Consider the following 12,591-nt stretch of genomic DNA (forward strand, 5'->3'; position numbering starts at 1 on the left):
CTTGTAAAACTACTATGAGCGATATTGCCCAACACTTACTACAGGTTCAGACACGAATTGCCGAAGCCGCTGCCCTGGTGGGCCGTTCGGCTGCGGAAATCCAGCTCTTGGCGGTCAGCAAGACCAAACCGCTGGCGGCGGTGCAGGCGGCTTATCAGGCCGGCCAACGCCGCTTTGGTGAATCCTATGCACAAGAAGCAGTCCTGAAGGTTCAAGCTTTGCGTGACGCAGGCGTGAGCGATATTGAATGGCACTTCATCGGACCGCTGCAGTCGAACAAAACTCGCCCCATTGCCGAACATTTTGACTGGGTCGATAGCGTAGACCGGCTAAAAATTGCCGAACGCCTGAATGCACAACGCCCCGATGCACTACCGCCGCTGAACATCTGTATCCAAGTCAATATTAGCGGAGAAAGTCAGAAATCGGGTACGACCGAGGCCCAAGTTTTGGATCTGGCTAGCCGGATCCAGCAATTTCCGCGCTTAAAATTGCGCGGTTTGATGGCGATTGCAGAAAATACCGAGGACGATGCGGTGCTCAAAGAGAGCTTTTTGCGTCTGCAGCAGCTTTTTGGCACATTACAGCAACAGTTTCCGTCCATGGACACCTTGTCCATGGGCATGACCCACGACCTTGAGGTGGCCGTTGCCTGTGGCAGCAGTCAGGTGCGAATTGGCACCGCCATCTTCGGGGCACGAGACGACAGGCAGGACTAATGGAACAGCGCAAGATTGCTTTTATTGGCGGCGGCAACATGGCCCGCAGCCTGATCAGTGGGCTGATCAATGCCGGTCATCCGGCTCACCTCATCCATGTCACCGACCTGGATCAGGACAAACTCACTGAACTGAGCGAACAGTTCGGGATCCAGACTGGAATGGACAATGCCCTCGCCGCACAACAAGCCGATGTGCTGGTGCTGGCAGTTAAACCTCAGTATATGGCCGAAATGCTCACCGCCCTGACCGCGACCCTGGGGGATTACCAGCATAAGCTGGTGATCTCGATTGCCGCCGGGATTTCGGTCGCCCGTCTGAAAGAATTGCTGGGTGGTCATGGCAACATAGTTCGCACCATGCCCAATACTCCCGCCTTGATTGGCTTAGGGATGACCGGACTGTTTGCCGCCCCGAATGTCAGCTTGGCCGATTGTGATTTCGCCGAACAGATGCTGCAAGCCGTTGGCAAAACGGTCTGGGTCGGAGACGAAGCAGGCATCAATAGCGTGATCGCCGCCTCCGGCTCCGCCCCCGCTTATTTCTTTCTGTTCATGCAATTCATCGCCGAAGAAGCCGAACGCATGGGCTTTTCCGCCGAACAGGCACGACTGCTGGTGCAGCAAACGGCACTCGGCTCCGCGCAGATGGTAGTCGATAATCCACACCTTGATTTGGAAACGCTCCGCGCTCAGGTTACATCCAAAGGCGGTACCACAGCCGAAGCGATCCGCTCGTTTGAAGAGCAAGGATTGGGACGGCTGGTGAGTCAGGCCATGCAGGCGGCGGTGCAACGCGCCGAAGAAATGGAACAACTGTTTTAAGGGATCCCATGGCAACTCTTTATTTTCTCATCAATACCCTGTTCGACATCTATCTGATGATCGTGCTGTTACGCATCTGGTTGCAGTGGGCGCGCGCCGATTTTTATAATCCCTTGAGTCAGTTTATTGTCAAGGCGACCCACCCGATCCTCGCCCCCATGCGCCGCGTCATTCCGAGCATCGGCAGTCTGGATCTAGCCGCCGTGCTGCTGGCCTTGCTGGTGGCGCTGTTGAAATTTGTCGCCTTTACCCTGCTGGCCTCAGCCCCCTTCCAGCCTTTGCCGCTGTTGATGTTCAGTCTACTGCTGGTCCTCAAACAGGCAGGCTCCTTGCTGTTCTGGATGCTGGTGCTACGCGCCATCCTCAGTTGGGTAAGTCAGGGCCGTAGCCCGGTCGATTACGTCCTGCTGCAACTGACCGAGCCTTTGCTCGCTCCAATCCGCCGGATCATTCCCCCCATGGGCGGGCTCGATCTGTCGGTGCTGGTGCTGTTTCTAATCCTGCAGGCCGTGAATATCTTCCTCTCGACCACAGGTTGGATTGCCCCCATCTGGAATCAGCTGTAGTGGCGGCAGTACGCCAGGACGGGGATGATTTGTGGCTGGATCTCCTGATCCAGCCCAAAGCCAGCCGGGATCAGATCCAGGGATTACATGGTGACGAGCTGAAAGTAGCCATCACGGCGCCACCGGTCGATGGCCAGGCCAACAGTCACCTCATCAAATATCTGGCCAAGCAGTTCAAGGTGGCCAAGGGACAAATCCAGATCGTGCGTGGCGAACTCGGGCGCCATAAAACGGTGACCATCCATGCGCCCAAACAACTTCCGGACGAAATAGCTCTGTTGCTGGCGTCAACGTCAGGCTAATACCGGCAACAACGGCCAAGAATGAATATAAGACGATGAAAAAGGGCGCCACTTGAGGGCGCCCTATTCGTTGCGAATTCCACTCACTCTGGGCGGCGCACCTTGGCATCGAGTTCTATCAGTTTGTTCTGCATAACTGTGCGTACGAATTCGGAACATTCACGCACCTGCTCCCGCTGCCACTGGGCCGAGTCAATCGGTGGCAACATCTCGATTAAAATTTCACCATTGTCCCAGCGATTCAAATCGATTTGGGTAGCGTAGCTAGTCGCCACAATCGGCACAATGGGTACTCCAGCCTGCATGGCGGTATGGAAGGCACCGGTCTTGAAGGGCAACAAACCACGGCCGCGGGAGCGGGTGCCTTCCGGAAACATCCAGATCGACAAGCGACTGTCGCGAATTTTATCTACCACCTGGCGAATGGTATCGATGGCCCGGGAACGGTTAGAACGGTCAATCAATATGTTGCCGGAGAGATAAAACAGCAGGCCAAACAACGGCAACCACACCAGGCTCTTCTTGCCCACCGCGACCACACCGGGTTGTACCGCACCAGTCAGGACCATGATGTCCCAGTTCGTCTGATGGTTGGCCACGTAGACAGCAGGTCCCAGATCTCGACACTCTTGCGGAATCGAGATCCGTACCTTGATGCCCAGCAACGGACAAGCCCGATGCATCATGCGGTTGGATAGCCAGTACACATTGGTGCGATGGCGTGGCCGCAATAGACAAATCAGCAATCCGAAGACAAACCAGACCACCATCAGAATTCCCAGCAGGCCCAGCCGTAACATTTTCAGCATAACGATCCCTCTTTTTGAAGGGCGACAGTATAGCATCGCCTCCGAGAGCTCACAGCATCCGCGCCTCACATGAAGCATGTTTGCTGCCGTTTTCATCGAAGAAGTAACTGATCACGCGGTGAGCATCCACCACTGGAGCTTGCCGTGTACGCCAGTTAGACTGCCGTTATCACCATGGAATTGGAGTCATTCATGTCAATAGGGTCCTACGCCTATGCCAGAGGCATCCGGTTATCGTTCTTGCTGGTTTTGCTCGTTGCGAGTGGTTGTGCGTCGGTGATGCAAGAGCCAACGCCAACCCTGAGTCTGGATGCCAGCAGCGGTCATGCCCGCTTCATCGGCCCGATCAGCTGGGACTCAGTTCATCGCTTTCAAGCCTTGGTCAAAGGCAAATCGGTACGCGTACTCGAGGTCGATTCCCGGGGTGGAAGTACCGAAGCCGCAATTGCTCTGGGCTACTGGATCCATCAACAACAGCTGACGTTGGAAGTCAGCAGACTCTGTCTGGGAAGCTGCGCCAATTACTGGTTCCCGGCGGCGCGCAAAAAGCTGATCCAGCCCGGAGCCATAGTCGCCTGGCAAGGCAACCTGCATTATCAACTGCTGCAACATGAGCAACCGGAACTGTTCGAACAGAAGGCCGTCACCCTGTCCAGTGATGACGTGCGGTTGCTACGCCAGCAGGTATCGCTGGAGCAGTTATTTTTCAAACAGATCGGTGTCGACGAACGCGTGTGCTGGATTGGCAAACTGCCCCCCTACAAGGCCGACGGCTATTTCGTATTGCCACCGGAGGATCTACGCCGTTTTGCCATTCGCGAGGTTCGTACCGAAATCGATTATTCGGCGCGCAGCGTGGAGCGCTGGCAGCCACAGTTTCCGGTCCAAAAAGTGGTTCTACCCTTTGGCGGAGCTTTATGAGACCAGTAACCACCCACTACGTCACAAGAGCATGAAGCTGAAAACGTATTCAAAATCTGATAGATAGACCCATGACGCAAATCAGCACGGAAGTCGTGGGCAAAAAATCAACGATTGCTATGATGGCGCTGTCTTCCCCTGTTCCTCAGGATCCGTCATGCGCTCCTACCGTCACTACTGGTTGGCTTATGCCCTCTTCATCCTGATCCCGGTGGTCATCTTGACTCTGGTCAGCGGCTACGTGGCCGACTGGCAGGTCCGCAACCGAACTCATGAGTTATCCAGCGATCTGACCAACCACGTCAACAATACTCTGGATGAAGCAGAGAGCCTGCTGTTGCTGCTGGCTGATCGGTCGCAGGGGATTTGTACCAAGGAGAGTCTGAAACTGATGCGCTCGCTGGCCTATGACTACGCCTATATTCGTGAGGCGGCGGTCATCAATAAGGGGCTGATGCGCTGTTCATCCTGGGGGATGCATTCACCCGCCATCAAGATGGATCCCATTGATTCGGTGTTTATCCCCGGCCGCTGGCGGCTGACCAATATTCATGGTTCCGAATTCGGCGATCTGAATAACTATTCGAACATTCTGGCGCTAGGCATAGAAGCCGATAAAGGCGTCAATCTACTACTCAACCAGCAAGAGTTCTTCCGCCCACTGCTGTCGGCAGGAGAAGTTCCGGTTGCGGCCTTGATCACCATCCGCGCCAATCATCAGCCCTTAGGGATGCTGCTACCCAATAAAAACCTGCTGATGTATGACGAAACCGCGATCAAGGACGGTCTGCCCGGCTCACGCTATACGATATCGACAGAGTCACGGGACGGCCTGCTGCGCATTACCACCGAAGTATCGCCCCACTACTTTCTCGCCACTTGGGGGCTATTGGCACCCATTTTCGTTGGCAGTGCCCTGTTCTTTACCGCGTTAATGTGGGGACTATGGCATTACATGAAATCTGGACGCGGATTCAGCCGTGAGATCAGCAGCGAATTGGGGCGAGCCATCCGCAATCAGGAGTTTGTCATTCATTATCTGCCCACCATGGACAACCAGAGTGGCCTCTGCATCGGCGCCGAAGCACTGATCCGCTGGAATCATCCCCGACAAGGGCTGGTGATGCCGGATATCTTTATTCCGATCGCCGAACGGACCGGCATGATAGTGCCCATGACTCAGTGGCTGATCGAACAGCTCTCCATCGAGATGGGTGAGTGGTTGAAAGCCAACCCGACCTGTTATCTATCGATCAATATCAGCGCCTCCCATTTCGAGTCCCCCTTCTTTCTGAAGCGCGCGTATCAGACCCTGCACCGCCATGGTATTCATCCCAGCCAATTGACCCTGGAGATCACGGAGCGCGAACTGATCGATAACTCCTGCAGTACAACTCGCAAAGTACTGCAGTTGGCCAACCAGTACGGTTTCAAACTGGCGATCGATGACTTTGGCACCGGCTATAACAACCTGGCCCGACTCTATGAATTCGGTTTTGAACTCATCAAGATCGACCGTAGCCTGGTGCGGATGGCGGTGGATAAAGAAGGGGGCGATCGAATTTTTGATGCCGTGCTGACCGTCGCGAACGGCTACGGTGCCCCAGTGCTGGTGGAAGGCGTTGAACTCGCCGCCGATGTGGCCTTTGTCGCTCGGCGTCATATCCACAGTCTACAGGGCTGGCATTTCTCCAAGCCGATCAATAGCATCGAGTTCAAGAAGTTCCATCTGGCCCATCAGACAGCCAACGGCAACCAACCAGCGCCCGAAACCGGCTACTGCCGACCCCGGATGGCAAGCTCCTTGGCAAACTGAGCCAGAGCGCCAGCACTGTGCTTGATTTCCGACGCGATACTGCCATAGCTACAAAAACTAGTGGCTAGGTCGCATCATCCCATGGCATCTCTGGCAAGCAGGCCAAGAAGCCGGCGTAGCGCTGCTCATTGAATGGAACCTGCTGCTCCTCCATCACCATAATTTCCGCCGCCAGTGCACAGGCGATAAACTCCAGCGCCTCCTGATGGCTGAAACCGGTCATGCGCAAACGCAGCATGGTTTCCTTGACCGCCAGAGGATTGCCATCCGCAAGCTGGTTTTCCACCGCGGCAAACAACGCCGATTCATCAAAGAACTCGTCTTGTTCTGTCATCTCATCATTCTCGTCATCACCAATAGATAAAAAAGCCCGACACCAGGAAACCTGGGTATCGGGCATTGAAGACTGTAACTATCAAGCAGGATCGACACTCTCCAGCTCGACCTTGTCGACCCGTTGCAGACCACGCGGTAACTTGGCACCGCGCCGTCCGCGCTCGCCGCGGTACAGATCCAGATCTGACGGCTTCAAGGTCAGCTTGCGTTTACCGGCATGCAGGGTCACCGGCTGTCCAGCCGGGATCACCGCCACCTGGGTCACAAACTCTTCACGGCTGGCCACCCGGCTACCCGGAATGCCAATCAGTTTGTTGCCCTTGCCCTTGGCCAGTTCAGGCAACTCTGACAGCGGGAACAGCAGCATGCGTCCCTCATTGCTGATCACTAGGCACAGGCTCTGGGCCACATCCTGGATGCGCTGGGGAGCCATCACCTCACCCCCTTCCGGCACCGTGAGTAATGCCTTGCCGTTTTTGTTCTTCGACACCAAATCACTGTAGCTGCAGATAAAACCATAACCGGCATCGGAGCAGATCAGATATCGCTCCTCATCATTCCCCAACAGGGCAAATCGGGCCTGCTCGCCCGGATTCAGACTGCAACGTCCGGTGAGCGGCTCACCCTGGGAGCGGGCTGACGGCAGAGTATGCGCCTCCAGCGCATAGGTGCGCCCCTGATTGGTGAGAAACACCGCCTGCTGATTGCTGCGACCGGTTGCGGCCGCGAGGAACTGATCACCGGCCTTGTAAGCCAGCCCGGCGACATCCACTTCATGTCCCTTGCCTGCCCGTACCCAGCCCATCTCGGAGAGGATCACAGTCACCGGCTCGCTAGGGGTCAACTCTTTTTCGGTCAGAGCCTTGGCCTCTTCCCGCTCGACCAGGGGTGAGCGGCGTTCATCACCATACTTCTCGGCATCCGCTTGCAGCTCTTTTTTCAACAAGCTGTTCATGCGACGCTCGGAACCCAGCAGTTGTTGTAATTGGTCCCGCTCTTTGGCCAGTTCATCTTGCTCGCCGCGGATCTTCATCTCCTCCAAACGAGCCAACTGCCGCAACTTGGTGTCGAGAATGTAGTCCGCCTGCTCTTCACTCAGCTCGAAGCGGGCCATCAGTACCGCTTTGGGATCTTCCTCGGTACGAATGATGTGGATCACTTCGTCCAGATTCAGATAGGCAATGAGCAAACCTTCCAACAGGTGCAAACGCCGCTCGACCTTGTCCAGTCGATGTTGCAACCGACGGCGCACGGTTTCCCGGCGGAATACAATCCACTCGGCCAGCAGGGTCTTCAGATCCTTGACCTGGGGCAGGTTGTTCAGGCCAAGAATGTTGAGGTTGACGCGGTAACTCTTCTCCAGATCGGTACTGGCAAACAGGTGTTGCATCAGTTGATCCACGTCCACACGATTCGAGCGCGGCACTATCACGATCCGGGTTGGATTCTCGTGATCGGCCTCATCCCGCAGGTCGGTGACCATGGGCAACTTTTTAGCCTGCATCTGGGCGGCGATCTGTTCGAGGATCTTGGCACCCGAAGCCTGATGCGGCAGCGCCATGATGACGATCTCGCCATCCTCGACCCGATACACGGCACGCATGCGGATGGAGCCCTTACCCGTTTCATAGATCTTGCGGATGTCGCTACGTGGCGTGATGATTTCGGCACTGGTCGGATAATCCGGGCCCTGGATATGATTCATCAGCTCACCGAGGCTGGCGGCCGGGTTATCCAGTAACGCGATACAGGCATTGGCGACTTCCCGCGCATTGTGCGGCGGAATGTCGGTGGCCATACCAACCGCAATCCCCGTCACGCCATTGAGCAGGATATGAGGTAAACGGGCTGGCAGAAACGCGGGCTCTTTCAAGGTACCGTCAAAGTTTGGTACCCACTCCACGGTGCCTTGCTCCAGCTCGGCCAACAACACCTCGGAGAATTTCGACAGCCGGGCCTCGGTGTATCGCATGGCAGCAAAGGATTTTGGATCATCTGGAGCCCCCCAGTTCCCCTGCCCATCCACCAGTGGATAGCGATAGGAGAAGGGTTGTGCCATCAACACCATGGCCTCATAACAGGCAGAATCACCATGGGGATGATATTTACCCAACACATCCCCGACGGTGCGGGCCGACTTCTTGTGTTTCGCCAGCGCCGAGAGCCCCAGCTCGCTCATGGCATAGATGATGCGTCGCTGCACCGGTTTCAAACCGTCGCTGATATGGGGTAAGGCGCGATCCATGATCACGTACATGGAATAGTTGAGGTAGGCCTGTTCGGTAAAAGTGCGTAGCGGCAGGCGCTCCACCCCTTCGAGGCTCAGTTCGGCATCACTCATGTGTGTTCTTCAATCCCGTTGACCACCCGCACTCGGGCAAGTGGCCATAATGATGACATGCAAGCCGCCTAGACTACCATCGGATGAGCAAAAACTTGAGCGCTAACGCTGGATTGCCCCATCCAAGGTCCAGACGCAATCAAGCGGTGCATGCCAAGACAAATACCCGATCCAGCTTTAGCTCAATCACATCCACATAGCGTCGGCGTACCACGCCAGAACAATAATCTTCGTTTGAATCGCTATCGGGAACTCAGCATAATTGCTAGCCGCAGCGTGTTGTCTGCAGCCAATTGAATAATCAGGGATAAATGGAATGAAATTAAAATGGAATTTGCGCACTCCCATCCTGGCTACCGCCGTGATGGCGACATGGATTTGTCCTAACGCTGCTGCGGCAGGAGTCGAGAGCTTGCATAGCCGTAACGGGCAACAGCTGGGTATAACCCTGAGCCACTACAAATATGAAGAGCCGGATTTTATGTCGCTGGAGGCGGTCAAGTTAGGTGTGGATTATAGCAGCACCCTGATGCTCGACAGCGCCTGGTTTATGCGCCTGGATGGCCGTTATGCCACCGGCGACGCCGACTACGAGAGCGCGGGCACTGGCACCGCAGATAACATCCCCGACTGGTATGCCGAGGTCCGCACCCTGTTCGGTAAAGATATTGAACTGACCAATTCGGTACTTGCCCCCTACTCCGGCTTTGGCTATCGCTACCTGTTCAACGATCTGCGTGGCGACAGTAGCACCGGATCTGTCGGCTATCGTCGTGAGAGCCAGTACTTTTATCTACCGGTAGGCGCCATTCATCGTATGGCACTGGGCGAGACGGCAAAACTGGAGACCATCCTGGAGCTGGATTATCTACTGCAGGGCAAGCAAAGCTCCCATTTTGAGGATCTGGCGGGCCACGGTAACTTTACCTATGGTCAGGAAATTAAGAACAAGCAGAATCAAGGATACGGTATCCGGATCAGTAGCCAATATCAGCAAGGCAGTTGGGGAGCTGGCCCCTATCTGATGTACTGGAATATCGAAGACTCGGATCAGGTCAATACCATCATCGCCGATGACCAATACTACTACTCGATGTCGGGAATGGAGCCTGCCAACAACACCCTGGAATTTGGCCTTAAGGGGTCCTATCTGTTCTAGACGGGCAGCATATTCCCATTCTGGCGCGTACGATCGTATTCATACGCGCCATATCAGGCTGACAGAAGCGCACTTCAGCGGATGTCAGCCACATAAAGCCATATTAAATTTACGTCATTATCACTCTTGGCTTGCACCCATCACCGATTTCCTAAACTCTAGGAGCAACACGGCCTTCGGGCCACTCGGCAGGGAGCCTTCGACGTGAATCAGGATCGGTTATCCAACAGACGACAGCGTAAGAACCTGATTCGGTGCTGCCGGGGAGGCTGGCTACCCGCAATCTGGCTCCTGACCGGCGGACCAGGGGCCTGGGCGGGAGACAGCAGTATGCAGGTGAACACGCAAACCACACCGCCTCTCGTTCATTGCTTCTTGCCGCCCTCCGATTTTCTGATTCTCTACTCCGTGCTGCTTACAGTTGCGGGTCTACTGCTGCTGTATCTGATCCGCAAGTTACGTCAAGAACGTAGCGCGCAACTCACCCTGCGCAATGAAGTTGCGGAAAATGAACGGCACTTCCGTTTTATTGCCGAGAACAGCGCCGATGTCATCTGGACCATGGAGCTGGCTACTCGACGTCTGACCTATATCAGCCCATCCGTGCTGGCACTGCGTGGCTTTACGGCGGCAGAAGTGATGCAGCAAGACTTGTCCGAGTGGATGACGGCAGAGTCTGCAGAACGAGTTCTAGCCACGCTGGAGGACGCGATTGTTCGCTGGAATGCAGGCGATCGGCGAGATACCAAACGCATCCTGGCGATTGAACAACCCCACAAAGATGGCCATCTGATCCATACCGAAGTAGTGACGACCCTGCATGCCAACGATGCCGGCGAGCTGGTTTCGGTCCTTGGCGTCACCCGCGACATCAGCGAACGCAAAGCCAGTGAAGAGATGATGCACAATCTGGCGTTCTATGATGCCCTGACCAAATTACCGAATCGTCGTCTGTTACAAGACCGGTTGCAGCAGGCGATGATCACCGCCCATCGAGAACAGCAAAAAATGGCGCTGCTGTTTATCGATCTCGACCATTTCAAACCGGTGAATGATCAATACGGTCATCATACTGGCGATTGGCTGCTGAAGATGGTGGCCCGCCGCATGCTCAACTGTGTCCGCGAATCCGATACGGTCGCCCGGCTGGGCGGGGATGAATTTGTGGTGTTACTGCCTGGCCCCATCGAAAAAGAGCAGGTGCTACCCATCGCGGAGAAAATTCATGCGCGGTTGAATCAAAGTTTCGAAATGAGCGATGGGACTCCATTGTCGATTGCTTGCTGCATCGGCATTGCGCTTTACCCAGAACATGGCAAAACCCAGAAACAGTTGCTCAAACATGGCGATCAGGCCATGTATCAAGCCAAAGAGAGTGGCCGCAATCAGATCCAGTTTTTCACCCCGGTCCTTGCCCATCCCGAGCTGGAGCAACCCGATGACCAGCGCCATCAACTGGTACGCCTGCACTGGAAGGATAGCTACGAGTGTGGCTCAGCAGCTATTGACCAAGAGCATCGCCAGCTGTTCGAACTGGCCAACGCGCTGCTCAATGCGGCGCTGGAACAACAGCATGCAACCGACAGTATTCAGGACAATCTCGCAGCCTTGCTGGCCCATACCGCCGAACATTTTCACCACGAGGAAGAGTTGATGACCGCTCTCGACTATCCGGAGCTGCAATCCCACCGCCTCGAGCATCAACGGTTGCTCGAGCAAGCGGCGGCCCTGAGTGAAGCAGCCGTATCCGAGGAGTTACCCTTGAGCAGCTTGCTGAATTTTGTGGTGCAAGACGTAATCCTGAACCACATGTTCAAATATGACCGTAAATACTACCCGTTTCTGCGCCCGGATCAGCAACCCGCCCAAAGGGACTCGCCATCGGCTACGGATGAGGCATCATGAAATGCGGCAAGCTGCCGCATCCACGCTCAAGGCAAATCAAATAACAGGATTTCAGCATCCAGATCCAGCGATGCAATCTGGATCGCCGACTCATCCCAAATCGCCAAGCCATCGCCTGCCGCCAGCAACTGACCATCAACCATAACCTCTCCGCGGACGCCCTGTAACCAAAGATGCCGTCCTTGTACCAGGGGAAATAGCTGCTCCTGCTCCCGAGGCTCAAATGCCCAGCGCCATAACCGCATATCCTGGTACACCCGTAGCGAGCCCGCTTCGGCATCTGGAGACAGAATCAACTGTCGACCCCGAGGGGCATCGAAGCGTTGCTGGGCATAGCGTGGTGTCACCTTGGCCATACCCGGCAAGATCCAGATCTGATACAGATGCAATGCCTGCTCCGGCAACGGGTTAAACTCCGAATGAGTGATGCCGGTGCCCGCACTCATGATCTGGAATTCGCCAGCGCTCACAGTCGCCACATTGCCCATACTGTCCTTATGCGCCACGGCGCCATCCAGCACATAGGTCAGGATCTCCATTTCCCGGTGGGGGTGAGTCGGGAAACCGGCACCCGCCGCGATACGATCCTCATTGATCACCCGCAGAGCCGAAAATCCCATGTACTGCGGATCGTAGTAGTCCGCAAACGAGAAGCTGTGATAGCTGTCGAGCCACCCATGGTTGGCATGGCCGCGCTCGGCGGCGGGACGAAAGTGACGCATAAAAACTCCTGCAAATCGGGGAAGGTCTCGATCATAGTGGAGTCCTGATGGATGAATAGCGCAAATATCCGGCGCTATCATTGCAAGAAATCGTAGCGATCAGCTGGCGTGACGGGATCAAGCAGCGCACCATGAGGACGACTGATCCGGATGGCCGCCAACTCCGTATCT

The 12,591-nt window shown here is 55.5% G+C and carries 12 protein-coding genes; 8 read left to right on the plus strand and 4 right to left on the minus strand.

Translation table 11 applies throughout. The features are described 5' to 3' along the window. Window positions 1-14 precede the first annotated feature (14 nt). The 4 genes from ACZYUB_RS14450 to yggU are packed head-to-tail and all read left to right on the plus strand — an operon-like array spanning window position 15 to window position 2,411. Window positions 15-719: a YggS family pyridoxal phosphate-dependent enzyme gene (locus tag ACZYUB_RS14450; RefSeq protein WP_463948952.1), complete on the plus strand. Its 705-nt coding sequence runs from the start codon at window positions 15-17 to the stop codon at window positions 717-719. Then, window positions 719-1,543: a pyrroline-5-carboxylate reductase gene (gene proC / locus ACZYUB_RS14455; RefSeq protein WP_463948954.1), complete on the plus strand. Its 825-nt coding sequence runs from the start codon at window positions 719-721 to the stop codon at window positions 1,541-1,543. The genes ACZYUB_RS14450 and proC overlap by 1 nt, the downstream gene beginning before the upstream one ends. Window positions 1,544-1,551: 8 nt before the next feature. Beyond that, a complete protein-coding gene (locus ACZYUB_RS14460) occupies window positions 1,552-2,109 on the plus strand; it encodes a YggT family protein (RefSeq protein WP_463948955.1) in 558 nt (185 codons plus the stop codon). Further along, the gene (yggU, locus tag ACZYUB_RS14465) at window positions 2,109-2,411 is read left to right on the plus strand and encodes a DUF167 family protein YggU (protein ID WP_463948957.1); all 303 of its coding nucleotides are present in this window, start codon (window positions 2,109-2,111) and stop codon (window positions 2,409-2,411) included. Before ACZYUB_RS14460 ends, yggU begins: the two co-directional genes overlap by 1 nt. A gap of 83 nt (window positions 2,412-2,494) precedes the next feature. Here the strand turns inward: yggU and ACZYUB_RS14470 are convergent, their stop codons facing one another. After that, window positions 2,495-3,220: a 1-acylglycerol-3-phosphate O-acyltransferase gene (locus tag ACZYUB_RS14470; protein WP_463948959.1), complete on the minus strand. Its 726-nt coding sequence runs from the start codon at window positions 3,218-3,220 to the stop codon at window positions 2,495-2,497. Window positions 3,221-3,412: 192 nt separating this feature from the next. Between ACZYUB_RS14470 and ACZYUB_RS14475 the strand changes: the two genes are divergently transcribed. Both ACZYUB_RS14475 and ACZYUB_RS14480 read left to right on the plus strand, forming a co-directional pair. Continuing rightward, window positions 3,413-4,141 (plus strand): hypothetical protein, encoded by a 729-nt coding sequence (locus tag ACZYUB_RS14475; protein WP_463948960.1) that lies wholly within the window; start codon window positions 3,413-3,415, stop codon window positions 4,139-4,141. A 157-nt stretch (window positions 4,142-4,298) separates the two neighbouring features. Next, entirely contained in the window at window positions 4,299-5,957 is a 1,659-nt protein-coding gene (locus ACZYUB_RS14480; RefSeq protein WP_463948961.1) for an EAL domain-containing protein, read from the plus strand. 64 nt (window positions 5,958-6,021) lie between these two features. Here ACZYUB_RS14480 and ACZYUB_RS14485 read toward each other — a convergent pair whose 3' ends face one another. Together ACZYUB_RS14485 and parC are read right to left on the minus strand one after the other, a co-directional pair. Further along, window positions 6,022-6,291, minus strand: coding sequence for a hypothetical protein (locus ACZYUB_RS14485; protein WP_463948962.1), 270 nt, complete (start codon window positions 6,289-6,291; stop codon window positions 6,022-6,024). A gap of 81 nt (window positions 6,292-6,372) precedes the next feature. After that, window positions 6,373-8,634, minus strand: coding sequence for a DNA topoisomerase IV subunit A (gene parC, locus ACZYUB_RS14490; RefSeq protein ID WP_463948963.1), 2,262 nt, complete (start codon window positions 8,632-8,634; stop codon window positions 6,373-6,375). A gap of 316 nt (window positions 8,635-8,950) precedes the next feature. Between parC and ACZYUB_RS14495 the strand changes: the two genes are divergently transcribed. Both ACZYUB_RS14495 and ACZYUB_RS14500 read left to right on the plus strand, forming a co-directional pair. Further along, a complete protein-coding gene (locus ACZYUB_RS14495; protein ID WP_463948964.1) occupies window positions 8,951-9,793 on the plus strand; it encodes a hypothetical protein in 843 nt (280 codons plus the stop codon). A gap of 330 nt (window positions 9,794-10,123) precedes the next feature. Next, window positions 10,124-11,698 carry a bacteriohemerythrin gene (locus ACZYUB_RS14500; protein WP_463948965.1) on the plus strand — a complete coding sequence of 525 codons (1,575 nt, stop codon included), beginning with the start codon at window positions 10,124-10,126 and terminating at the stop codon, window positions 11,696-11,698. Between the two features lie 26 nt (window positions 11,699-11,724). On the opposite strand, the gene ACZYUB_RS14505 is transcribed toward ACZYUB_RS14500, so the two are convergent. Continuing rightward, a complete protein-coding gene (locus ACZYUB_RS14505; protein WP_463948966.1) occupies window positions 11,725-12,420 on the minus strand; it encodes a pirin family protein in 696 nt (231 codons plus the stop codon). Window positions 12,421-12,591 lie beyond the last annotated feature (171 nt).

Source organism: Pseudaeromonas sp. HNCC25DJ182, from assembly GCF_055413365.1.